General features: G+C 70.7%; 19 protein-coding genes and 2 pseudogenes. 8 read left to right on the forward strand and 13 right to left on the reverse strand.

Annotation, left to right across the window (positions count from 1 at the left end):
* Positions 1 to 32: 32 nt before the first annotated feature.
* From AB0395_RS10500 to AB0395_RS10535, 8 genes are all read right to left on the reverse strand, one after another.
* Entirely contained in the window at positions 33 to 1319 is a 1287-nt protein-coding gene (locus AB0395_RS10500; protein ID WP_366278985.1) for a cytochrome P450, read from the reverse strand.
* On the reverse strand, positions 1312 to 2706 hold the full coding sequence (locus AB0395_RS10505) for an FAD-dependent oxidoreductase (RefSeq protein WP_366278987.1): 1395 nt from the start codon (positions 2704 to 2706) through the stop codon (positions 1312 to 1314). The genes AB0395_RS10500 and AB0395_RS10505 overlap by 8 nt, the downstream gene beginning before the upstream one ends.
* A complete protein-coding gene (locus AB0395_RS10510; protein ID WP_366278990.1) occupies positions 2696 to 2923 on the reverse strand; it encodes a ferredoxin in 228 nt (75 codons plus the stop codon). The genes AB0395_RS10505 and AB0395_RS10510 overlap by 11 nt, the downstream gene beginning before the upstream one ends.
* Before the next feature lie 128 nt (positions 2924 to 3051).
* A complete protein-coding gene (locus tag AB0395_RS10515) occupies positions 3052 to 4182 on the reverse strand; it encodes a serine hydrolase domain-containing protein (protein ID WP_366278993.1) in 1131 nt (376 codons plus the stop codon).
* On the reverse strand, positions 4182 to 5570 hold the full coding sequence (locus AB0395_RS10520; protein ID WP_366278995.1) for an amino acid permease: 1389 nt from the start codon (positions 5568 to 5570) through the stop codon (positions 4182 to 4184). Before AB0395_RS10520 ends, AB0395_RS10515 begins: the two co-directional genes overlap by 1 nt.
* A 195-nt stretch (positions 5571 to 5765) precedes the next feature.
* A complete protein-coding gene (locus tag AB0395_RS10525) occupies positions 5766 to 6632 on the reverse strand; it encodes an enoyl-CoA hydratase/isomerase family protein (RefSeq protein WP_366278998.1) in 867 nt (288 codons plus the stop codon).
* Complete coding sequence (locus AB0395_RS10530) at positions 6629 to 8143, reverse strand: AMP-binding protein (protein ID WP_366279001.1); 1515 nt, start codon at positions 8141 to 8143, stop codon at positions 6629 to 6631. Before AB0395_RS10530 ends, AB0395_RS10525 begins: the two co-directional genes overlap by 4 nt.
* Complete coding sequence (locus AB0395_RS10535) at positions 8140 to 8814, reverse strand: TetR/AcrR family transcriptional regulator (protein WP_366279003.1); 675 nt, start codon at positions 8812 to 8814, stop codon at positions 8140 to 8142. Before AB0395_RS10535 ends, AB0395_RS10530 begins: the two co-directional genes overlap by 4 nt.
* Positions 8815 to 8920: 106 nt before the next feature.
* Here AB0395_RS10535 and AB0395_RS10540 point away from each other — a divergent pair.
* Positions 8921 to 9145 (forward strand): annotated as a pseudogene (locus AB0395_RS10540) (helix-turn-helix transcriptional regulator); the annotation flags it as partial.
* A 192-nt stretch (positions 9146 to 9337) separates the two neighbouring features.
* Here the strand turns inward: AB0395_RS10540 and AB0395_RS10545 are convergent.
* Entirely contained in the window at positions 9338 to 9943 is a 606-nt protein-coding gene (locus AB0395_RS10545) for a DUF4142 domain-containing protein (RefSeq protein WP_366279005.1), read from the reverse strand.
* A gap of 279 nt (positions 9944 to 10222) precedes the next feature.
* Between AB0395_RS10545 and AB0395_RS10550 the strand changes: the two genes are divergently transcribed.
* Complete coding sequence (locus AB0395_RS10550) at positions 10223 to 14056, forward strand: helix-turn-helix domain-containing protein (RefSeq protein ID WP_366279007.1); 3834 nt, start codon at positions 10223 to 10225, stop codon at positions 14054 to 14056.
* A gap of 324 nt (positions 14057 to 14380) precedes the next feature.
* On the forward strand, positions 14381 to 15349 hold the full coding sequence (locus tag AB0395_RS10555) for an LLM class flavin-dependent oxidoreductase (protein WP_366279008.1): 969 nt from the start codon (positions 14381 to 14383) through the stop codon (positions 15347 to 15349).
* A gap of 306 nt (positions 15350 to 15655) precedes the next feature.
* Here AB0395_RS10555 and AB0395_RS10560 read toward each other — a convergent pair.
* Positions 15656 to 15766 (reverse strand): annotated as a pseudogene (locus AB0395_RS10560) (hypothetical protein); the annotation flags it as partial.
* Between AB0395_RS10560 and AB0395_RS10565 the strand changes: the two are divergent.
* Positions 15732 to 16193 (forward strand): LLM class flavin-dependent oxidoreductase, encoded by a 462-nt coding sequence (locus AB0395_RS10565; RefSeq protein WP_366279194.1) that lies wholly within the window; start codon positions 15732 to 15734, stop codon positions 16191 to 16193. The pseudogene AB0395_RS10560 and the gene AB0395_RS10565 overlap by 35 nt on opposite strands.
* Here the strand turns inward: AB0395_RS10565 and AB0395_RS10570 are convergent.
* A complete protein-coding gene (locus AB0395_RS10570) occupies positions 16172 to 17245 on the reverse strand; it encodes a cation diffusion facilitator family transporter (RefSeq protein ID WP_366279011.1) in 1074 nt (357 codons plus the stop codon). The two genes, AB0395_RS10565 and AB0395_RS10570, sit on opposite strands and share 22 nt — an antisense overlap.
* Positions 17238 to 17642 carry a metalloregulator ArsR/SmtB family transcription factor gene (locus tag AB0395_RS10575; protein WP_366279012.1) on the reverse strand — a complete coding sequence of 135 codons (405 nt, stop codon included), beginning with the start codon at positions 17640 to 17642 and terminating at the stop codon, positions 17238 to 17240. The genes AB0395_RS10570 and AB0395_RS10575 overlap by 8 nt, the downstream gene beginning before the upstream one ends.
* 727 nt (positions 17643 to 18369) lie before the next feature.
* Between AB0395_RS10575 and AB0395_RS10580 the strand changes: the two genes are divergently transcribed.
* The 3 genes from AB0395_RS10580 to AB0395_RS10590 all read left to right on the forward strand — a co-directional run bounded on the left by AB0395_RS10580 (position 18370) and on the right by AB0395_RS10590 (position 21532).
* Complete coding sequence (locus AB0395_RS10580; RefSeq protein WP_366279015.1) at positions 18370 to 19221, forward strand: protein phosphatase 2C domain-containing protein; 852 nt, start codon at positions 18370 to 18372, stop codon at positions 19219 to 19221.
* A gap of 209 nt (positions 19222 to 19430) precedes the next feature.
* Positions 19431 to 20486: an LLM class flavin-dependent oxidoreductase gene (locus tag AB0395_RS10585; RefSeq protein ID WP_366279018.1), complete on the forward strand. Its 1056-nt coding sequence runs from the start codon at positions 19431 to 19433 to the stop codon at positions 20484 to 20486.
* A gap of 152 nt (positions 20487 to 20638) precedes the next feature.
* Entirely contained in the window at positions 20639 to 21532 is an 894-nt protein-coding gene (locus tag AB0395_RS10590; protein ID WP_366279020.1) for an MBL fold metallo-hydrolase, read from the forward strand.
* Here the strand turns inward: AB0395_RS10590 and AB0395_RS10595 are convergent.
* A complete protein-coding gene (locus AB0395_RS10595; RefSeq protein ID WP_366279021.1) occupies positions 21463 to 21879 on the reverse strand; it encodes a hypothetical protein in 417 nt (138 codons plus the stop codon). The genes AB0395_RS10590 and AB0395_RS10595 overlap by 70 nt on opposite strands.
* A gap of 228 nt (positions 21880 to 22107) precedes the next feature.
* On the opposite strand from AB0395_RS10595, the gene AB0395_RS10600 reads away from it, so the two are divergent.
* Positions 22108 to 23559 (forward strand): amino acid permease, encoded by a 1452-nt coding sequence (locus AB0395_RS10600; protein ID WP_366279023.1) that lies wholly within the window; start codon positions 22108 to 22110, stop codon positions 23557 to 23559.
* Positions 23560 to 23579: the final 20 nt, after the last annotated feature.

The raw sequence follows: 23579 nt of genomic DNA on the forward strand, positions 1-23579 counted from the left end.
GCCCCGCGGGGCCGTCCTGGCTGCCGTCCTGGCTATCGTGTGAGACCGTCGAAGGCGACCTGAAGGTGGCGGGGGCCGCGCAGAACCGGATTGGGCCGGTACGGCGGCGGGTCGTCCACGAGCCTGGGGTTGCTGAGCCTGCGGGCGATCTCGGTCAGCGCGATCTGCGTCTCCAACCGGGCCAACGGCGCGCCGAAGCAATAGTGGATGCCGTTGCCGAAACCGAGGTGCTGGTTGTCACGGCGTTCGGGATCGAAACTGTCCGGATCGTCGAAGCGTCTGGGGTCCCGGTTCCCCGAGGCGAGGACGAGCCAGATCGGCGCTCCCTTGGGGATGACGGCGCCCGCGATGTCGATATCGGCGAGGGCCGTGCGCTGGGGCAGCAGTTGCACCGGCGGCTCGTAGCGCAGTAGTTCCTCGACGAGCGGGACGGCCAGGCCCGGGTCGCCCTTCAGCCTGTTGAGAACCTCCGGGTGGCGCAGCAGGGTCAGCGTCCCGTTGGTGATGAGGTTGACCGTGGTCTCGTGACCGGCGATGAGAAGCAGGACGGCGGTCGTGACCAGCTCGACCAGTGACAGCCGCTCCTCGGGCACCCGCTCGGTGACCATCGCGGACAGCAGGTCGTCGCCGGGCGCCCGACGGTGCTCCTCGATGAGCTCGGCGAGGTAGCGTCCCAGCTCGAACCGGGCCTGCTGGGCGGCGCGCTGCCGTTCCCGCGGATCCTGCGCGGGGTCAGGGTCGAGGCCCGCGACGACCTGGTCGGCCCAGATGTGGAAGCGTGCCTCGTCCTCGTGCGGCACACCGAGGAGCCTGCAGATGACCATCACCGGGAAGGGGTAGGCGAAGTCGTCCACGATGTCGGCCTGGTCGCGGCCCTCGAAGGCGTCGAGCAGGCCCGCGACCATCCGGGCGAGCTCGGCGCGCATGTCGTGAATCCGCCTCGGGCTGTGCGGCGGCCCGAACGGCCGCATCGCCAGCCTGCGCAGCCGGTCGTGCTCGGGCGGGTCGAGCCTGATGAAGCTGGGCGGCAGGTTCGCGTCCTCCTCGGGCTCGACCAGCGGGCCGCCTCCCGCCTGGGGGTCGCGGTTGCGCGCGTCCGAACTGATCCGCGGGTCGTGCAGCAGGCTGTGGATCTCCCAGTAGGTGCTGACCGCGTACGTCCCGTCCTCCTGGCGTGCCACCGGCGTCCTGCGGAGCTCGGTGTACAGGGGGTAGGGATCGGCACGGCTGGCGTAGTCGGTGATCTGCCGCAGCAGGGTACTCGGCGTCATGACGGAGTCCTCGAAGGTGGTCGGCCGGAACCGCTCGTCGTCAGACACGGGCCGGGGTGAACTGGAGCCTGCGCTCGCTGGGCGAGTAGCCGCTCAGCGTCACGGTCGGTCCGTGGGTCGGCAGGGAGGGATCGGGGAAGTCGGCGGGAATCGGCCGCGCGCCCTCCGGGCGCCTGTCGGCGTTGGTGAAGGCCGGAGGGAACGGCGCCGCCGACTCGATCAGCCTGCGGTAGAAACTGAGCCACCTGGCCTGGTCGAAGGTGACCGCGGCGATGACGCGGCCCTGGAACCCGTACGCCGCGACGAAGCGGTTCTCTTCGAGCGACCCCTGCGTGACGACGAGCTCCTCCCCCATCGGCGGGACGCCGATCGACTTGATGTTGACGCCGAACTGGGCGGACCAGAAGGCCGGGACCCACAGGTGCGGGCGCCGTTCGAGCCCGGTGCTGATCATGTTGTGGGCGGCCACCTCGGCCTGCTCGACCGCGTTTCCCCAGTGCTCCAGGGAGAGGAACTGGTAGCCGAAGAGCGGATGGGGGGACCGGGCGACGTCACCGGCGACGAAGACGTCGTCGGTGACGATGCCGTGGACGTCGAAGGCGCGGCACCCGGCGTCGCAGGCGATTCCCCTCGGCCCCGCGGCGAGCCCGGATCCGGCGAGCCACTCGGTGTTGCGCATCGCGCCGAGCCCGATCACCGCGACGTCGACGTCGAGCGCGGTTCCGTCGGACAGGTGGGCGCGCCTGAGCCGTCCCGCCATGTCGCCTTCGAGCGAGGTCACCGTGATGCCGCAGCGCAGGTCGACGCCGTGATCACGCTGCAGCCGCGCCGCGACCGCGCCGACGACCCCGCCGAGCGCCCCGACGAGGGGGGCGGGGCCGCGCTCGGCGACCGTGACCTCCAAGCCTCGCTCGCGGCAGGCGGAAGCGATCTCGGAGCCGGTGAACCCGGCGCCGACGACGAGCACCCTGCGGGGGCCCGCGGCCAGGTGCCGGTTGAGTCCGGCCGCGTCGTCGCTGGTGCGCAGGACGAAGACCCCGTCGAGGGCGGCCTCCGTCTCCTTGAACCACGGTCTGGCGCGGGCGCCGGTCGCGATCAGCAGGCGGTCGAACTCGACCTCGTCGCCGTCCGCGAGGCGGACCCGTTTCTCGGCCAGGTCCAGTCCGGTGGCGGCGACCCCGAGCCGCCAGCGCGCGTCGAGCCTCCGGCGTCGCGGCAGCGCGGTCTCGTCCGCCGCCGTCCGGCCCAGCAGGACCTGCTTGGACAGGGGCGGCCTGTCGTACGGATCGTGCGGCTCGTCGCCGATCATGGTCAGCGAACCGGTGAAGCCTTCCTCACGCAGCGTCTCCGCGCCGCGCAGCCCCGCCAGGGAGGCGCCGACGACGACCACCCGCCCCTCTCGCCTGAACGCCTGCGCGGCCGTGTCAGCGGGCATGGGTCTCCGCCTTCCCCGTCTCCTCGCCGATCAGGTCGACGGTGATGGCCTGCACCGGGCAGGCGGCTGCGGCTCTCCTGACCTGCTGGTGCCGCGCCTCGTCCGCGAGAGGGTCGTACATCAGGGCTTCCTCACCGTGCATGGTGAAGACGTCCGGTGCCAGGAAGGCGCACTGGGCGTATCCCTCGCACCTGTTGAGATCGACGACAAGCCTCACCGGAACCCTTGTCCCTTCGACGTCCCTTCGACGGGCACGGCCATCAGGTGCTGCTCAGCCTAGGTCGATGACCAGGGAAAACAACATCCGCAATCGCCGTGTTGCGGCTTTTGGCGCTGTCTTTGCCGTCATCCGCACCCGGGGACGGGCTTGCCGAGGGCCAGAGCGTAGGCGTCGCGGAGCAGGGCGGACAACGCTCCGTCGTCCTGTGCCTGGTTGACGGTCGCCACGACCGAGACCTTGCGCGCGGGAGAGTAGGCCGCGACGGCGCCCCAGGCCCCGGGGTGGAACCACAGAACCTCGCCGTTCGCCGCGAGGCGTTCGATGCCGATCCCGTAGGTCCCCTTGCTCTGCGGGGTCGCGGTCAGCATGACGCGCAGCGTCGCGGGGTCGTGGAACACCTTGCCCTCGAACAGCGCGCGGAAGAACGTGGTCAGGTCGGCGACGGTGCTGACCAGGCCACCGCCCGCGAAGGTGTCGAAGGTGGGGTTCCAGTTCCCGGTGTCGACGGAGCCGAGGTAGGCGTGCGAGACCGGCGCCCCGCGGTGCTTCTCCCAGTGCTCGAGGTAGGTTCCGCGCAGCCCGAGCGGGTCGAGCAGGAGCGAGCGGTAGGCGCGGTGCAGGGGCTGATGGGTGACCTTCTCGATGATGTATCCGGCCAGGATGTAGCCGGTGTCCGAGTAGTGGTAGCCCTCGCCCGGCTTGAAGTACGGCTTGCCGCGGGTGACCGCCCAGTCGACCAGTTCCGCCGGTGTCCAGGTCTTGCGAGGGTGCGCCCCGACGTAGGCGGCCCAGTCCTCGGCGGTCGCGTAGTCGTACAGGCCCGCGGTGTGGTCGAGCAGCTGCCGCACGGTGATCTGCGCGCCGTACGACCTGCCCTTGATCACGTGCACCCGCTCGACCAGGCGGGGGTCGAGGTACTTGCCGATCCGGTCGTCGAGCCGCAGCTTGTGCTGCTCGGCGAGCTTGAGCACGGTGGCGGCTGTGAAGGTCTTGGTGACGCTGGCCGCGCGGAAGGCGTCCGAGGGCCGCATGTCCCGGCCGCCGAGCTGGAACTTGCCTCCGGCGCCGGTGAAGGTGACCCCCGGTCCCCGGACGTCGAGGATGACGCCGGGGACCGGCGGCTTCGCGGTCCTGCCGACGAGGCACGCGAACCCGGGATCGGAGGCGGCGGCGGGATTCGCCGTCGTGAGGCTCAGGCACAGAGCGGTGGCGGCGGCGGTCACAGCCGCGGCCACGGTTCTGCCGAACGGACGCATCAGGAAACCTCCAGGGAATCGATGATCGGCGGGGCCGTACGGCCGAGCCGGGCCCTGACCGCGTACGCCAGCAGCGTCACGGCCAGGATGACGAGGACGCCGAGCACGATGGGCCCGACGCCGGGAGAGGTGGTGACGGCGAGCAGCGCGGCGCCGAGCAGCGCGAGCACGGCCCAGCTCAGCCACGGGTGACCCCACATTCGGACCTGCAGCGTCGCGGGGTCGGTGCGGGCGCGCAGGCGCAGCTGGCTCACCGCGATGAACAGGTACAGGATCAGCGTGAGCAGGCCGGAGGCGTTCAGCAGGAAGCTGAAGATCTCGTCGGGGCTGAGCAGGCCCGCGACGGCCACGATCACGAGCGCGAGGCCGCTGCCCGCCAGGATCGCGGGGGCGGGCACGCCCGAGGGCCGCACCCGGGCCAGCGCGGCGGGCGCGTCCCCGCGCTCGGCCAGGGACATCAGCATCCGCGACGAGCCGTAGATCCCCGCGTTCAGGATCGACAGCACCGCGACCAGGACGACCGCGGTCATCAGGCCGCTCGCGCCGGGGATGCCGAAGGCTCCGATGGCCGCGGCGAAGGGACTGTCCTCCCCGTTCGCCGGGACCTTGTTCCACGGCACGACCGCGACGATCAGGAAGATCGAGCCGACGTAGAAGGCCAGCACGCGCCACACGACCCTGACGGTCGCCCTCGCGACCTCCCTGGCGGGCTCGTCCGACTCGGCGGCGGCGATCGTGACGATCTCTGCACCGAAGTAGGAGAAGATCACCGTCACCAGCGCGGCCAGGACCGCGGGCCAGCCGTGCGGGGCGAACCCCCCGTGGCCGGTCAGCGCGGACAGGCCGACCCCGCCGTGCGGCCACAGCCCGACGAGATACAGCACGCCCACGGCCAGGAATCCGACGACGAGGGTGACCTTCACCGAGGCCAGCCAGAACTCGGTCTCGCCGAACACCCTCACCGAGACCAGGTTCGCCGCGGTGAGGACGAGCAGCAGGACGGGTGCCCCCAGCCACACCGGCAGGCCGGGGACGACGCCCGAGGCCAGCCTGGCACCGGCGACCGACTCGAACGCGATCACCGCGACCGCGAAGTACCAGTAGCTCCAGCCGACGAGGAATCCCGCCCAGCGGCCCAGGGCCAGTTCCGCGTACCGGGAGAACGATCCGGTCGTGGGGTGCGCCGCGGCCATCTCCCCGAGCATCCGCATCACCAGGACGACGATCACGCCGCCCACGGCGTAGGCGACGATCGAGGCGGGCCCCGCCATGGAGATCACCGCACCGCTGCTGACGAAGAGGCCCGCGCCGATGACGCCGCCTAGACCGATCATTGTCATGTGCCGCCGCCGCAGTCCGCGGCGGAGCGCTGTCTCGCCTTGCGCCATCGAGGCTCCTTGGTTTCGTGGCCCCCGAGCCGGTTTTCGGGCATGGAAGATCCAGGCGCGGAGAAGCGCCCGGCGGCCTGCCGCCGCGGTCGGCGACGGAGGCGGATTCGGAAGGTGAGCGGAGGTGTGTGGAGGTGACAGGGAGTTGGCGGGATCGACGGACGTCGTCGGGGCGGCCGGGAGGGTGGGCCGGGATCAGGCGCCCCGGAAGCCCGCGTCCCGCTTCTCGGCGAAGGCGTGCAGCCCCTCCTCGAGGTCGTCGCTGCGCAGGCAGGCGACGGACCCCTCGATCTCCAGGGCGAGCACGCCTTCCAGGTCCAGCTCCCAGGTCCTGCGCATGTGCTGTTTGATCAGCCCGACCGGGACGGGCGCGGCCGCCCCGATGGTCTCCGCCAGCGCGACGGCGGCGGCGAGCAGGTCCTCGCCGGGGACGACGCGGCTGACCAGTCCGGCGGCGAGCGCCTCGGCGGCGCCGATCCGCTCTCCCGACAGCAGCAGGTCGATCGCCCTGCCGTGCCCGACCAGGCGGGGCAGGAAGTACAGGACGCCGTTGGTCGGGTACAGCCCGCGACGCACCTCCATGAAGGCGAACTCCGCCTCCGAGGCCGCGATCCTCAGGTCGCTGGCTATCGCCAACTCGGCGCCGACCCCGACGGCGATCCCGTTCACCGCGGATATGACGGTCTTCGGGTAGCTCACCAGCCGCCTCGTGACGTCCTGGAAGTTCTCGACGCTCGCGGCCAGGTCCGCCTCGGCCGTACCGCGCAGGCGATCTCTGGTCTCGGCCAGGTCGACGCCTGCGGAGAAGGCGCGCCCGTGACCGGTGAGGACCACCGCCCGTATCGTCTCGTCCCGTTCCGCCGCGTCGAGGGCCGCGCCGAGCTCGGCGAACGTCCGGTCCCTGAAGGCGTTCAGCACCTCGGGACGGTCGAAGGTGATCACCAACGTCGCGCCGCTGCGGGCCGTCCTGATGTCGGGCGCGCCCTCCTGCCCTTCCTGCGCGCCGCCCGTCACACGGCCGGGGACCTCACGCTCGCCGGCCTCCTGCGGCTGCCCGGTCATACGGTCTCCTCCATCGCGTCGTACTCGTTGTCACGTCCTGAGGGCAGCAGATGCTTGGCGATCCGCTCGGACGGGGTCATGGGGAACTCCTCGACGTACTCCACGAAACGCGGCACCTTGAACCCGGCGAGCCTCTGGCGCACGAACGCGACCAGTTCCTGTGGCGGCACGGCCACGGCGACCTGGACGAAGGCCTTGACCTCCTCGCCTCGCAGTTCGTCCGGCACCGCGACGACCGCCGCGGCGCGGACGGCCGGGTGCCTGGCGAGAACCGCCTCGACCTCGGCGGCGGCGACGTTCTCACCACCGCGGCGGATCATGTCCTTGCGCCTGCCGACGAGGTGGAAGTAACCGCGCTCGTCCCTGTGCCCCAGGTCCCCGGTGTACAGCCTGCCGTCGCGGATCCGTTCCGCGGTCGCCTCGGGATCGTTCCAGTAGCCGAGCATCATCGGGCTGCCCTCGACGACGATCTCGCCGTCGACGATCTCGACACGCTTGCCGGGCACGGGAACGCCCGCCGCCCCGCTGCCGACGCAGGCGTCGTCGTCGGCGGGGACCGCGAGGTCGACCCCGGTCTCGGTCATGCCGTAGGCCTCCCGCCACGGCGCCCCCCAGCGCCGCTCGAAGGCGGCGTGCAGGTCGGGGACGATGCCGGAGCACAGCACCAGCCTGACGCGGTGGGCGCGGTCTCGCGGATCCTCCGGCTGTCTGAACAGGTAGACCGGCATGGTGCCGAGCAGGTAGAAGAACGTGACGCCCTCCTCGCGCGCCGAGCCCCAGAACGTCGAGGCGGAGAAGCGCGGCAGGATCACCAGGGGGATGCCCGCCATCAGGCACAGCACGGTGTTCCACTGCGGGTCCATGTAGGAGAAGGGCTGCGCGGTCAGATCGACGTCCGTCTCGCGCACCCCGACCAGTCCTGCTGCCACCTCCGCCAGGCGCAACCAGTACCCGTGGGTGAGCATGCATCCCTTGGGGAAGCCGGTCGTCCCCGAGGTGTACTGGAGATTCACGAGGTCGTCCTGGCCGATCTCCGGCAGCTCGAACGAGCACCGGGCCGCGGCCGACTCCGCGCCCGCGTCGAAAGCGCCGGGCACCGTCTGCCTCGCGGGCCCCGCGTCCGCCGGGTCGAGCAGCCCGACCTGGCCCACACCCGTGCCGAGGAGCGCCTGCGCGGCCTCCGCCGTACCCGCCAGCGCCAGCACGGCGCCCGAGTTCCCGATCACATGGGCGAGGTCGTCGCTGCGGTAGCCGATGTTGACCGGTACGGTGACCGCGCCGAGCTTGCCGACGGCCAGCCAGGCGACGGGGAAGCCGACACCGTTGGGGAGCATGACCGCCACCCGGTCGCCGCGGCCGACCCCGTGGGCGCGCAGCACGTTGGCCAGCCGGTTCGTCCGCTCCTCCATCTCGGCGACGGTCGTCGTGACACCCCCGAAACGGAACAACGGCCGCTCTCCCGCGGTCGTGGCCCGCTCTCTGAGCAGGTGACCGAGGCTGGCGGCGCTCATTCGCCGCTCCCGGTCGTGGGGGCTCCCCCCGCGGGATTCCGCGTGGCGAGGTCGAACATGATGGTCAGCTCGGCCGCGCACTCGGCGAGGTCGACCGCTCCCTCGTCGAAGACCCACTGGAGCATGACCCCGTCGATGGAGCCCTGGATCGTCGCGGCCAGCGTCCGGGGGGTGAAGCCCCGGAAGTCCCCCTCCTGCTGGCCCCTGCGCAGGATCGCCTCGAGGTGCCGTCTGCAGGGGTCGTAGGCGGTGGCGTTGAAGGCGCGCTTGGCGTCGACCGTGCCGAAGCTCCCCCAGATGTCGACCATCGCGACGAAGTTCTCGCGGTGCTCGGCCATGAACGCGAAGCTCGCCTCGATGTAGGCGCGGAGCTTGGCCGGGCAGCCGAGTTCCTGATCGACCCTGGCCCTGATGAACCGGTTCGACTCAGACAGCAGGGCGACGACGATCTCCTCGATCAGTTCGTCCCTGCCGTCGAAGTGGTAGGAGATCACGCTTTTGCTGATCCCCACCTCGTCGGCGATCCTGGCCAGCGACGCCTGCGCGAGTCCTCCGCTCGCGATCGTCGTGATCGCGCTGCGCACGATCTGACGCCTGCGTGCCTCCTCGATGAACGTGGACTTCTTCCTGCCCGGCGACTTCCGTCCATCCGGCGTAATTTTCGACCGCATGGCCTACATTTAGGCCGTATGGTCTTATCACCGCAAGGGGCCTGCGCGAACTCTCTGGTTTTCCCTACCGGCGCGAAGATGGTGCACCATGGATGATCTTCCCCCGCTCCGCCCTCGCGAGAGGGAGGTGCTCGCCCTCATGGCAGAGGGTTGCTCGAACGCCGAGGTCGCGGCACGGCTCCACCTGTCGGCAGGCGCCGTCGAGAAACACGTGTCCAACGTGTTCACCAAGCTGGGCCTGTCTCCGACCTCCACCGGGAACCGCCGCGTCCTGGCGGTCCTGCGCTACCTGGGTCACGGGGCCGTACCCGGCCCTCACGAACCGCGTTGAGCCGCACGGGCCGCGCCGTACTCACCACGGACCGCACGACAACCCTGCCACTTCGCCACCCGCGGGATGCTCCGCCCGCCGGGGAGGCGGGGAAACCCGTCAGGCTCGCGGGACGACGGACGGGCATCGGCGGCCACCGCCATCGTCACGGCGACCGCCCGTACGCGCCGTACGGGACGGCGCGTCACCCCGTCAGCCGGTCGACGTACCACTGGGGGTCATGCTGCCGGTAGAGGTCGGCTGCGGCGAGGGAGACTCACTCCCGCCCCCTCCGCCTCCACCACCGCCACCGCCGTGGGCCTTCAGCAGCAGCTCCAGGTGTCCCTGCACGATGGGCTTGGCCTCCGAGGCGAGCTTCTTGACCGCGGCGGAGGAGCCGTCCTGCAGCTCGCTGTTGATGTTGGAGAGCGTCTGACGGTGACCGGCGATCTGCGCCTTGAGCCAGACACTGTTGAAGGCCGCCCCGTTCAGCTTCTCCAGCTTGTTGAGCGCGGCGCGCTGCCTGGGCCCCGGCTGCTGCGGAAGCTCGACACCGGCCTGCTGGGCCACCTTCTTGACGGCCGCGTCTATCTTGAGGTGGTCGTTGACCAGTTTCCTGGCGATGATCCGTATGCTCTCGTCACTCGTCTTCTTCTCGGCGAGCCTGGACGCCAGGATCTCGGTCAGGTTGGACCGATGGGCCTGGGCCAGGAATTTTTTGTCCTGCTGGTTGAGATTGGGCTGGGCGAGGACACCGGTGACGGTGCCGCCGAGCACGACGAACGCGACGGCCAGCAGGACGATGATCCTTCGAATCATTGAAACCTCCGTCGATCAGCTCTTGAAGGGTAATTAGGACTTTCTTCCCATATGCACCGATATTCACCTAAATAGCAACAGTTATCTGCAAACGCTGTCAAAAGTTCTATAGAGAAGCGAGCGACCCGACAACTCCACACGGAGCCCTTGATCACCAAGTTGTGGCCCCAGGCAGACCAGGGCATTGCCACACCCCCACATGTCCGGATAAATAAGGCGAAGAACTACATATGCGGGCGTACCATCCGACCTTTTTCCCGGGCGCCGTCGAGGAGGGACATGGCTGATCCGTCGCGGAAACGCGCAGGAGAGCCAGGACCGGAGCTCATCTCAACGCGGGAGGACTTCGCCCGCGAGCTCACCGCGATCAGGGAGAGAAGCGGCCTGACGGTCCGCGAGGTGGCCAGGCGCGCCGGAATCCCCGAAAGCACCGCGGAGGGTTACTTCACCGGGCGTCAGCTGCCGCCCCTGGAGCCCGTCTGGCCGCTGCTCGCCTTCCTCAACGCGTGCGGGGTGACCGCCCCGGCCGCCACGGAGCTGTGGGGGCTGGCGCTGCGCCGCGTGTGGCAGACGTGGCAGACGCCCAGCACCGCCCCCGTGGCCCCTCAGGCTCCCCCCTATCTCCCGCCGATTCCCCCCTACCGCGGCCTGGCCCGCTTCGAGTCCGGGGACGCCCGGTGGTTCCACGGCAGGGACGGCCTCATCCGGCTCCTGACAGACCGGGTCACCGCCAAGGCGGGCGGCGGATTCGTGACGGTGGTCGGCCCATCGGGAGCGGGGAAGTCCTCGCTGATACGGGCGGGACTGATCCCCGCGCTCGGTCACGAGGCGGAGAGCCGGGGCCGTACGGCTCCGCGAACGCTGCTGATGACGCCGGGCGCGCGTCCCCTCGCCGAGCTGGCCGCCTGCCTCGGCGTGGTCCGCGACACCTCCGGCCCCCGGGAGACCGTCCTCGTGGTCGACCAGTTCGAGGAGGTGTTCACCGCGTGCGCCGACGCGGGGGAACGCGCCGGATTCGTCTCCGCGCTGTGCGACCTACGGGAAACCGTCGTGGTCCTCGGGCTGCGCGCCGACTTCTACCCCCATGTGCTCAAGGACCCGCGCATGGCGGCCGCCTTCCTGGACGACCAGGTCACCGTCGGGCCGATGAACGAGGAAGAACTGCACCAGGCCATCACTGTCCCCGCGCGACAGGCGGACGTCACATTGGAGCCCGGCCTGGTCGAGCTGCTCCTGCGGGACCTGGCCGCGGTCTCCGGTGGTTCCCTCCGCGGGGCCGCTCCCGGCTCGGGGGCCCTGCCGCTGCTGTCGCACGCCCTGCTGAGCACGTGGCAGCGGGGCGGCGGAAAGCGGATGACCGTCGCCGACTACCAGGCCTGCGGAGGCGTCTCCGGCGCGGTCGCCACCACCGCGGAGGCGGTCTACGGAAGGCTGGACACCCCCCAGCGGCAGATCGCCCGGCAGTTGTTCGTCCGCCTGGTGCGGGTGCGAGAGGACACGGGCGCCGGCCGCCGCATGCTCTTCCCCGCACGACCGCCCGCCGACGACGATGCCGTACCCGCCGGATCCGCCCACGTGATCGGGGAGTTCGCCGGCCAGCGGCTCGTCACGGCCGGCGCGGAGACCCTGGAGATCAGCCACGACGCGCTGATCCACGCCTGGCCGAGGCTGCGCGCGTGGATCGATGCCGAGCTCACTGAACGGCTGACGAGCCGGAGCCTTGAGGACACCGCGTTCGCTTGGAGGTACCAGGGCGGCGATCCGGTCGCGCTGTACGGCGGCGCCCGTCTCTCCGCGGCCAGGGAGTGGGCGCGGGAGCCCGGTCACGAGATCACCGGGCACGCCCGTGACTTCCTCGACGCGAGCGTCCGGCGGGACAGGAGGCGGGGACGGCTCACGCGACAGGTCGTCGCGGGGCTGAGCGTCCTGCTCCTGCTGACCGCAGCCGCCGGAGTGGTCCTCTCCGTACGGCAGGCGGCCCAGGCCACGCGGGAGCGCGACAACGCGGCCTCCCGCATGCTCGCGGGACGAGCGCAACGGATCGGGGAGAAGGACGTCTCGCTGGCCGCACAGCTCAGCCTGGCGGCCTACCGGATCGCCCCGACCCCGGAGGGGCTGGCCGCCCTGCTCGCCTCCTCGGCGGCCCCGGACACGACCCGCATGCTCGGCTCGTCCCCGGGAACGCGCGCGGTCGCGCTGTCGCCGGACGGGCGTCTCCTCGCGGCGGGTGGGGACGATCACACCGTCCGCTTCTGGAGCCTGGGCGCGGCCGGCCACCCGGCGGCGCTCGGCGGTCCCCTGACCGTCGGCGGGGACACCGTCTACACGGTGGCCTTCAGCCCCAACGGACGCACCCTGGCCACAGGCACCGGCGACGCGAAGGTACGCCTGTGGGACGTCACCGACCCGCGCCGACCGCTCCCCCTCGGCGCCCCCCTGGTGGGCCCGTCCACGTGGATCTCCTCGGTGGCCTTCGGCCCCGATGGGCGCACTCTGGCCGCGGCGGGCGGCGAAAGCACCGTCTACCTGTGGGACGTCGCCGACCCCGCACAGGGCATCGGCGCCCCGACCCGCCTGGAGGGCGCCAAGAGGGCCGTGCGGAGCGTGGCGTTCGGCCCAGAGGGACGCGTGCTGGCCTGCGGTGACGACAACGGTGACGTCCTGCTGTGGAACGTCACCGACCCGCGCGCGCCGACCCGCCTTGGCACGGCCGTCACCGGCGCGGGCAAGATCGCATACGCGGTCGCCTTCAGCCGCGACGGGCGCGCCCTGGCCGTCGGCGACGCGGAAGGCCGCATCAAGCTGCGGGAGCTGACGGGGGCCACCTCGCACCCCGCACAGGACGACCCGATCTCGGTGTCGGCCAGTCTCGTCACCGCGCTCGCCTTCAGCCCCGACGGCGCCCTGCTGGCGATCGCCCGGGACGACGGCACCCTGCAGATCTGGGACCGCCTGCTGAGACGCGTCACCCAGTCCTTTCCCCATCCGGGTCAGGTGACCTCCGTCGTCTTCCATCCCGACGGCCAGTCGGTGATCACCGGTGCCGCCGACGGAGTGGCACGGCGATGGTCGCTGAGCGGGTCCACCCTGTCCGGCTTCACGAAAACGATCAACTTCGTGGCCTTCGGCCCGGAAGGCCGCACCCTGGCCGTCGGCAGCGACGACGCCCACCTGTGGGACCGGAGCAGACACCGCCTCGTCGCCACTCTGCCGAACGCCGGCGGCTACTCGGGGACGGCGGCATTCGGCGGCGACGGCCGTACCCTGGCGGTCTCCGGAGGAGACGGCACCCTGCGCCTGTGGACGGTCGCGGACCCGGCGCACCCGACCCCGGCGGCCCAGGCGTTCAAAGCCCATGACAGCACCGTCCGCGGCGTCGCGATCAGCGGGCGGAGCGGGCTGATGGCCACCGGCTCCGACGACATGGAGGTGCGCCTGTGGGACGTCGCGAACCCCGCGAAGCCGGTTCAGCTCGCCACCCTCACCGGGTTCACCTCGTCGGTCTACTCGGTGGCCTTCAGCCCGGACGGCCGCACGCTGGCTGCGGGAAGCCTCGACAAGACAATCCGCCTGTGGGACGTGAGCGCTCCCAGGAGCCCGGTCCCGCTCGGCGCCCCCCTGACGGGACCGCGCAGCAGCGTGGTCGCCGTGACCTTCGCCCCCGACGGACGCACTCTGGCGGCCAGCAGCGTTGATCGGTCTGTCTACCTGTGGGACGTCACCGACCCCAGGGCCGCGACCCTGCTGGGGAGCCCGCTGGGCATGTCCAGGGACTACGTCTACAGCCTGGCCTTCAGCCCGGACGGCCGCGCACTGGCCGCCGCCGGCGTGGACGGGAGCGTCTGGCTGTGGAACACGGCGGACCGCTCGCGGGCACGCCTCACCGCGGAGATCCCCACCGGGTTCGCCTCCCTGTACTCGGTGGCCTTCGCCCCTGACGGAAAGACGCTCGCCACCGGCGGGGCGGGCGGGGCCGTGTGGATCTGGGACACCGACCCGGAACGGGTCGCCGCCCGGATCTGCGCGACCTCCGGCGATCCGATCACCGCGCAGGAGTGGGCGCGCTACGTCCCCGACCTGCCGTACCGCGCCATCTGCCCGAAGGCCTCCTAGAACCTTTCACGATGATTCCCCGCACTGTGCCCCGACCCGTGCCTTCACATGCCCGAAGGTCTCCTAGGACCTTTCACGATCCTTGCCGAATCCGCGTCCCCCGTGGGACGGACTGGATCACCTGCCGGACGTCTTCCGGTCGTCCCGTCCGGGTCGGGCACCTCCCGGGAATAAGCGGACGAGGTGTACGGTTGCGATCCACATAAGTGGGCACTCCGTCCACTTTGGGAGGTGGCACCCTGGCCTGGCGGCGGAGACGAGACCGTCGCCCCCAGCGCCTCCCCGGAGCTCGTGAAGTGCCACTGACCCGGAAGGACACATGAGATGGACACGAGCAGTATCGGGATCGTCTTCGGCAGCCTGACACCGCCGGAGGAGCTGACCGACGGCGCGGCGCTGGCGGAGCGGCTCGGTTTCGGTGAGCTGTGGTTCTCCGAAGACTGTTTCTTCACCGGCGGCCTCTCCGGGCTGACGCAACTCCTCGCCGCGACCCGGACGGTGCCCGCCGGTCTCGGCCTGGCCAGCGTGATGACCAGGCATCCCGCGATCCTGGCCATGGAACTGGCCGGTCTGGCCCGGATGTACCCGGGACGCGGCCGCGCCGCCGTCGGGCTCGGCAACAGCCACTGGCTCCGGCAGATGGGCCTGCTGCCCGAGCGTCCGCTGACCGCGCTCACGCAGACCTTCGACGTCCTGCGTGAGCTCCTGAGCGGCGCCGCCGTCGACCGCCGGACGAGCACCCACGAGTTCTCCGGCGTCCGGCTCGAGTTCCCGCCGGAGCAGCCTCCGGAGCTGTGGATCGGCGCGGTCGGCGAGCGTGCGCTCCGCGCCGCGGGGGCCAGGGCCGACGGAGTCCTGCTGTCGGTTCTCGCGAGCCCCACCTACGTGGCCTGGGCCCGGGAACGGGTGGCCGCGGCGGGCAGGCGGGTGCCGATCACGGCGTTCGTCCTGGCGTCGGTCTCCGACGACGACCGGACGGCGCGGGACGCGGTACGGGACGCGGTCGGTTTCTTCCTCAGGGCGGAGTCGCACACGGCGCTGGTCGAGCAGTCGAAGCACGGCGCCGAGATCCGGGAGCGGATCGCGGCCCTGGCGGACGACGAGCCGCTCGCCGTCGAGGACGCCTGGATCGACGAGTTCGCGGTCGCCGGGGACCCTGCCCGGGTGAGAGGCCGGCTCAAGGAGCTGCTCGCCGCCGGAGCCGACTCCCTCGGTCTCTGGCTGTTCCCCCCGGACAGGCTCGCGGACCAGCTCCGGCGGATCGCGGACGAGGTGCTCCCGGTGACCGGCTGACCTGCCCGCCCCCGGTGTCGGCGCCGGTGTCGGCGCGCCCGCCCGAAGACCCCGGTCAGGCGTCACGGGGCGGGCGGCTCCGGTGAGGCTTCCTGACCGGGCGCGCAAGGAGGTGGCGAGATGGACGAGCCCGCGCCCGATACTGGTCTGGAACCCGACCGTCAGGACCGCCGCCTGCGCCGCCGCGGCGTCGGAGACCGCGCGCCGCGTGTCCTCCCACTCCTCGACGATCCGCCGGGCGCGGGGCAGGAGGACCTCCCCCGCCGGGGTCAGGACGACCGTCCTGCGGTCACGCTCGAACAGGGCGGCTTTGAGGGAGATCTCAAGGCGTCGGATCTGCTTGCTCAGCGCCGGCTGGGAGATGACGGCGATCGGCGTGCCGATGGCGGGACGGGGCGAGCGCACCGACGAGTACATCGACGCGATGCGCGCCCTGTGGACCCAGCGGGCACCGGCCTACCAGGGCCGGTACGTGGCGTTCGGCAACGTGGACGCCCACCCGAGGCCGGTCCGGGCGGACGGCCCCCGCATCGTGATCGGCGGTCACAGCCCCGCCGCCTTCCGGCGCGCGGTGTCCAGGGGCCACGGCTGGTTCGGCGTCGCGACCCCCGGTGAGCTGGCCGGTCACCTCGACGGGCTACGCAGAGCGGCCCAGGAGGTCGAGCGCCCCGCCGAGCTGGGGCGGCTGGAGATCAACGCCATGCAGATCCCCCCGGTCGACGCCGACACGGCCAGGCGGTACGCCGACCTCGGCGTCGACCGGCTTCTGGTCTACCCGCTGCCACTCGAGGACACGGCGGAGGTGGCCGCCTTCCTGGAACGTCACGCGGAACTGCCGCGCTGACCCGCCTCGCTTTCCGGGACCTGTCCCGCTTCGCTCCTGTGGGTCGGGCCGTGCGGGTCGGCGCAGTGGGCTTCCGCGCCGCCGATGGTGAGCAGCCCTGAGGGCGCATGGTCGACCTGCATCGTGGTGTGCTCGATGCCGTACTCGTCGTGGACCATCCGTTCAGCGGCGGCGCGCACGGCATGGCAGTCGGCTCCGGGCTCGACCAGGATGTGCGCGGACAGCGCCGCGTATCCCGAGGTGACCTCCCAGATGTGCAGGTCGTGGACCTCCACGACGTGGTCGAGCGCGGCGGTCCTCCTGCCTATCTCGGCCGGGTTCATCCCCGCGGGGGCGGCCTCCATGAAGACCCTGCCCGCGTCGCGGACCAGACCCCATCCCGCCTTGAGCATCAGCGCCGCCACGACGAGGGCGGCGACGGCGTCGGCCCTGCTCCAGCCGGTCAGCCAGACGACGGCCCCGGCCACGGTCGTCGCGATGAACGCGTAGAGGTCGTTGAGGATGTGCTGGAAGGCCCCCTCGACGTTGAGGCTCGACCGGTTGGCCCGGCTGAGCAGCCAGGTCGCGACGAGGTTGACCGCGATTCCGGCGAGGCCCGTCGCCACGACGTACACGCCCTCGACGTTGGGCGGCTCGATCAGCCGCCGGACGCCCTCATAGACGAAGTAGACGCTGAGCAGCAGCAAGGTGATGCCGTTGATCTGCGCTGAAACGATCTCCGCGCGTTTGAGGCCGTAGGTGAAGCCTCCCTGCGGGGGCCGGGCCGCGATCCGCATCGCGATCAGGGCGAAGACGATCGCGATGGCGTCGGTCAGCATGTGCCCGGCGTCGGAGACCAGCGCGAGCGAGCGGGCGGCGAGACCGATGATCACCTCGACCACCATGAAGCCCGCGATCAACACGAGCGCGCCGGTCAGGTAACGGCGGTCGGCCTCGGCGCTGACGGCGTGGCCATGACCGTGACCGTGGCCATGACCGTGGCCCTTCTCCCGGTCCCGCCCGTGGCCGGGGTCACCGCCCGCACCCCGGTTCCCGGCGACAGCATCAGACATCGCGGGATCCGCCTTCCCCGTGCCCGATGTGGGTGACAGCCAGGTCGAAGAGCATCCGCACGTGGGAGTCGGCGAGGCTGTAGTAGGCCATCCGCCCCGATCTGCGAACCTTCACCACCCGGTGCGCGCGCAGCAGCCGGAGCGCGTGCGAGGCGGCCGACATGCTCTGGCCCGTCGCCGCTGCGAGATCGCACACGCACATCTCGCCGCCCTCCAGCAGCGCCGCCATCAGCCGCAACCGCCCGGGATCGGCCAGCAGGCCGAAGACTTGGGCCAGGTCCTGCACCGCCTCCTCCGAAGGCAGGGCCTGACGGACCGAGGACACGCGTCCCGCGTCGACGACCGGAACCGAGCAGGTGTCCCGGTCCATCACCACAACACTTGAACGATCACTCATATGTTCAACTTAGCACGCTTGCGGCGAGGTCCCGCCGTACGGCACACCCCGGCCCGGCGGTCACCCGACGCCGGACACGAGGACCCGCACGACCACCTGGCCCATCGGGCGCACCGCATTCCCCCCGGAAATCCTCAGCCCAAGGATCCCGCCACCTACGGAACAATCACGGCTTTTCGGATAATCGGCCACACTTCAGAAGAAGGCGAAGTCACCGTCGCCACGCATCCAACGGACCGGCACCGGATCCTCACCGCGCACCGGACAGGCCCGTTGGCGACAATCACGTCCGGGCACCCGGCGCCGTTCACCTCGCTCGACGCCACGGACCTCGCGCCGCGGCACCGCGGGACACCACCCGGCGGACGCCCCGGCGAGGACGGATCCCCTTACCGGAGATATCGAGTTATGTCACGTTAACGATTATTTTTGTGCTGACAGTAAACCCCGGCATCCACCGCCACGTCGGTCTGACATGCGTACCACACGCCACTACGGCCGGACCGATTCCCGACATCAAATGATTCGTCGGAATTGCGCGTAATGCCTGCTTTTAACGACCGGGAGATTCGACGGCCGAGAGGACGCCGGTTTCCGTGACGGACCGGGAGCCCGCCCAGGAGCGGGGCACCCGTCCACTGGCACGCGAGATCGTTCCCGGTCAGATCAGGGGGTTCCCTCTGTCCGCGGACGCGGTCTGACATCGGATCGAAGAGAAAGTACAGATGTGAAGCGACTCCAGGCGAAGCCACGATTCATTCCGGCGGGAAGGGTCCTCGACCCGCTCGTCATCGGCAGCGAGCCGATGAAGCGTCCCGTCACCGGCGTGATCCCGGACGCGACCGGGAAGAGGCCGGACAGCGAGCTGGACGGCGCCGACCTGCCGGAACTGGCCGTCAGGGCGGCGTCCATCAGGGGAGACGCCCATCGCCACGACGGAGTCCCGCGCCGGGACGCGATGGGACTGTGGCAGATCGACGAGTCCCGGCTCCTCGCATGCGTCGCCGGAGGACTCGCGGACGACGCGCTGTCACACCTCGGATCGGCGGAGGCCTGCTCGGCCGCCCGCCGCAACCTGCTCAGCCTCCTGCGGCACGCGGAGGACGGGCTTCCGGCGGAGGACTTCTTCGGGGACGTCGCCCGCGATCTCACGGAGCGAGCCGAGCGTGAGGGAGTTCCCGCCGACACCCTGCGCACCACCCTCCTGACCGCGATCATCGACACCGACGAGCACCGCGCCCACGTGACACGGGTCGGCGACGGTACGGCGATGCTCCTGCGCGAAGGCGTCTGGACCCTCTGCCTGCCCGAGGAGACCGGGACACCCGCGCCCGGCACGCTCCCCGAGGACTCGAGCCGGGCCGAGAGCGCGATAGTGGATCTCCGGCGGGGCGACATGCTGCTGCTGTGCACCGGCGGTCTCGCCAGGCCGATGCGCGGCGAGCAGGTGAGCGAGCAGGTATCCGCCTGGTGGGCCCAGCCGACCGTCCCGTCCCTCCCCGAGTTCTTCTGGCAGCTCAGCTTCAGGGCCGAGGACCACGACGACGACCGCACCGCGATCTGCGCCTGGAGATGCTGAACGGCTCTCCCCGGTCGTGACCGCGTCCCCGGAAAGGTTCACCGGATCAGGCGCCGCCTGCAGGTCCCCGGCGGGATTCCCGATCCGGCCGTTACCGCGCGATCGAGGCCCGGCCCCGTTCCCTCGATGAGGGTGGAGGCCGGAGAGGGATTCCCCGGAGCCCCCGGCTAACCGGAAATATCCTCCGGTTAGCCGGGGTTTCCGTTGTCATGGCTGAAGACAACATCCGTGGCGTGGTCCGCGGCTCCGCCGAGGTCCCGCTGTCGATCCTGGAGCTGGCCGCCGTGGGGTCGGGAGTGACCCCGACGGAGACCTTGCGCGCGAGCACCGAGCTCGCCAGGCGGGCCGAGAAGTGGGGATACCACCGGATCTGGGTGGCCGAGCACCACGGCATGCCCTCCGTGGCCAGCTCCTCCCCCGCGGTGCTGATCGCCCATCTCGCCGCGGCGACCAGGACCATCCGGCTGGGATCCGGCGGCGTGATGCTGCCCAACCACGCCCCGTTGATCGTGGCCGAGCAGTTCGGCACCCTCCACGCCCTGCACCCCGGCCGCATCGACCTCGGACTCGGCAGGGCGCCGGGAACCGACCAGGCGACCGCCAGGGCGCTGCGCAGGCACGGCCTGGACGCCGACGACTTCCCCGAGCAGCTGGCCGAGCTGACCGCTTTCCTTGACGGGGCGTTCCCCGAGGGGCACCCCCTGCAGAAGGTCGTCGCCATCCCCAGGTCGCCCGAGTCGGGACGCCCGCCGATCTGGCTTCTCGGCTCCAGCGGCTTCAGCGCCCAGCTCGCCGGCATCCTCGGCCTGCCGTTCGCCTTCGCCCATCACTTCAGCGCGGCCAACACCCTTCCCGCCCTGGAGCTGTACCGGTCGTCCTTCCAGCCCTCCTCCGTGCTCGACCGGCCGTACGCGCTGATCGGGGTCTCCGCCGTCGCTGCGGACACCTCCGCGCGGGCCCTGCGCCTGGCCCGCCCCGGCGCGCTGTCCATGCTCAGGCTGCGCCGCGGTGCTCCCCAGCCGATCCCGACCCCCGAGGAGGCGGAGGCCTACCCGTACAGCGGGCTCGAGGAGGGCTTCGTCCAGGAGTACCTGTCCAACGTGGTCCTGGGAGACCCCGCCGAGGTCAGGGAAGGCCTCGACGCGCTGCGCAAGCGCACAGAGGCCGACGAGCTGATGATCACCACGCTGGTCCACGACCCCGCGGACAGGATCCGTTCCTACGAGCTGGTCGCCCAGGCGTACGGCCTTATCCCGAGCTCCTGACGGAACCCCGAGAACTCGGCGAACTCCGTTCGCTCCCTGGCCCTGAAGCGAATTTACCCAGGTCAGCCACACGAAGGATTCAGCGATCCGGCTCCCCCGGCTAGCGTCTGTGCCATGAGGCCCTTACGGCAACGGCACACGGGGGGAGCCGCGTGAACGACCTGCCGATCTGCCTGACCTGCGGCGTCCAGTACGCAGGCCCCCGCCAGGACTGCCCGATCTGTGAGGACGAGCGGCAGTACGTCGGCTGGCAGGGGCAGCGGTGGACGTCACTGGAGGAGCTGCGCGCGACGGGGCACAGACCGGTGGTCGCCGAGGAGGGACCAGGGGTCGTCGGTCTCGGCACCGACCCGGCGACGGCCATCGGCCAGCGCGCGCTGCTGGTCCGCGCCGCCGGAGGGAACGTGCTGTGGGACATGGTCACCCACTTCGACGACGACGTCGTCGAACGGATCCGGGCGCTCGGCGGGGTCAGGGCCATCGCGATCAGCCATCCGCACTTCTACGGGACGATGGTCGAGTGGGCGCACGCCTTCGACGCGCCGGTCTACATTCACGCGAAGGACCGCGAGTGGGTCGCGCGCCCCGACGACTCGATCGTGTTCTGGGAAGGCGAGACCCGTGAGATCGGGGACGGCCTGACCCTGATCAACGCGGGCGTGCACTTCGCCGGCGGACAGGTGCTGCACTGGCGCGACGGCTCCGAGGGCGAGGGCGCGTTGTTCTCCGGCGACATCCTGCAGGTGGTGCCCGACAGACGCTGGGTCGGCTTCATGTACAGCTACCCCAATCTGATCCCCGAGCGCCCCAGGACGATCCGCCGCGCCTTGTCGCTGCTGGCGCCGTACGGCTTCGACCGCGTCTACGGCGCCTGGTGGAAGCGGGTCGTGCACACCGACGGGGCCGCCGCCGTACGGCGCTCCGCGGAACGTCACCTCAGGTTCGCCCTGGACGAGGGCGACGATGCCGGGGAGAACTACCCGCCCGGCCCGGTGCCGGATCCGGTCGCGGGGCCGGGTCCGGGATCCCGCTCCGGCTCCTCGTAGTCGTAGTCGTAGTCGTAGTCGTCCACGTCGAGCGGCGCATGCTCCTCCGGCCAGTCGGCGGGTTCGATGAACTGGCGCACGGCGGTGCTGTCGAAGATCGAGGCGAAGGCACCGATCACCCCCTCTCCCAGCGGACGGAAGGCTTCGACCACGGCCTGGGTGTGCACGCCGACCTCCTGCAGCAGCTCCTCGACGAGGTGCGGCAGGGGCGGCGTCGGTAGCGCGAGCCGTGGCTTCGGCGGAGGTTGCTCCGGTGGTGCCCAGCGCATGGAGTCTTCACTGATGGCGAGCCACTCGTCGACGACTCCATCGATGGCGTCGAGCACGTGATCGGGATCGCTCGGCATGGCGTCTCCCCCCGTGTCCGGGATTCGATACCTCGACGGTACCGCGCCGAACCCGTGCGGGACAGGGCTTATGCCCCTACCGGAGCCACTCTCACCAGCGGATATGTCACCTCAGGACGGGATGAACCCCTGGAATAAGCCCTATGGAAAAGGGTAAGAGCCTTCCGCTGGCATCGTGGCGGGCCAGGCCGGGTCGTCCGCCGCAGTCGTCGTGCGAAGGGAAACGCCATGGCCAGACTGCGGGCGGGATCCGGCGTTCTGCGCCGTAAACCCATCGAGCACATCGAGGAGCCGGAGGGCGGCAAGAGCGAGCAGCTCACCCGCGTGCTCGGACTGTGGCAGCTGACCGCGATCGGGGTCGGCGGCATCATCGGGGCGGGCATCTTCACCCTCGCGGGCGCCGTCGCCAACGGCGTCGCCGGTCCCGCCGTCGTGATCTCGTTCCTGATCGCCGGAATCGCGAGCGCCGCGGCGGCGTTCTCCTACGCCGAGTTCGCCGGGCTCATCCCCAAGGCCGGGTCGGCCTACACCTACGGCTACGCGGTCCTGGGCGAGTTCGCGGGCTGGTTCATCGGCTGGGACCTGCTGCTGGAGTACACCGCGATCGTCGCGGTCGTGGCCATCGGCATCTCGGGCTACTTCTCGTTCCTGCTCGGCGACCTGGGCGTCCAGGTGCCCGCGTGGATGCTGGGGGCGCCGGGGACGGGCGAGGGGCACCGGGTCGACCTGTTCGCCGCCCTGCTGTGCCTGCTGATCGCCTACCTGCTGAACCTCGGCATGAAGAACGCGGCCAGGTTCGAGATGACGGTCGTCGGGCTGAAGGTCGCCGTGGTGCTGCTGGTCATCGTCGTCGGCTTCTTCCACATCAACACCGACAACTACACCCCCTTCTTCCCCTACGGCATCAGCGGCGCGTTCACCGGCGCGGCCACGGTGTTCTTCGCCGTCTTCGGCTACGACGCCATGAGCACGGCCGCCGAGGAGTCCAAGGACGCCCAGCGCCACATGCCGAAGGCGATCATCTACTCGCTCGGCATCTCGATGGTGCTGTACGTGCTGGCCTGCCTGGTGCTGACGGGCATGCAGAAGTACAGCGAGATCGACAAGGAGAGCGGGTTCTCCAGCGCGTTCAAGGCGGTCGGCCTGCAGGGCCTGGCGGACGTGATCGCGGTCGGGGCGATCGTCGGCATCCTCACCGTCATGTTCACGTTCATGCTCGGCGTGAGCCGCGTGTGGTTCTCGATGAGCCGTGACGGCCTGCTGCCCAAGTGGTTCGCCAAGACCCACCCCACCCGGCACGTGCCGACCCGGGTGACCTGGATCGTCGGCATCCTCTCCGCGTTCATCGCCGGGTTCCTGCCCATCGTGCAGGCGGCGGAGCTGACCAACATCGGCATCCTGCTCGCCTTCGTGGTCGTGTGCGCGGCGGTGATCGTGCTGCACTACCGGCGGCCCGACCTGCCGCGCACCTTCCGCTGCCCGGGGATGCCCGTGGTCCCGGCGGTCGGCATCGCCTTCTCGCTCTGGCTGATCACCTTCCTGCAGTGGGAGACGTGGGTACGTTTCGCGGTGTGGTTCGTGATCGGCCTGATCGTGTACTTCGGATACTCCTACCGGCACTCCGCCCTGGCCGGGAGCGAGCCCGCGGCGTACGGGGGCGGAGCGGCGGGCGACGGCTGAGAGCCACCCCCGCCGTCTCG

The organism is Streptosporangium sp. NPDC051023 (genome assembly GCF_040689595.1).
In the GTDB taxonomy this organism is placed as follows: domain Bacteria; phylum Actinomycetota; class Actinomycetes; order Streptosporangiales; family Streptosporangiaceae; genus Streptosporangium.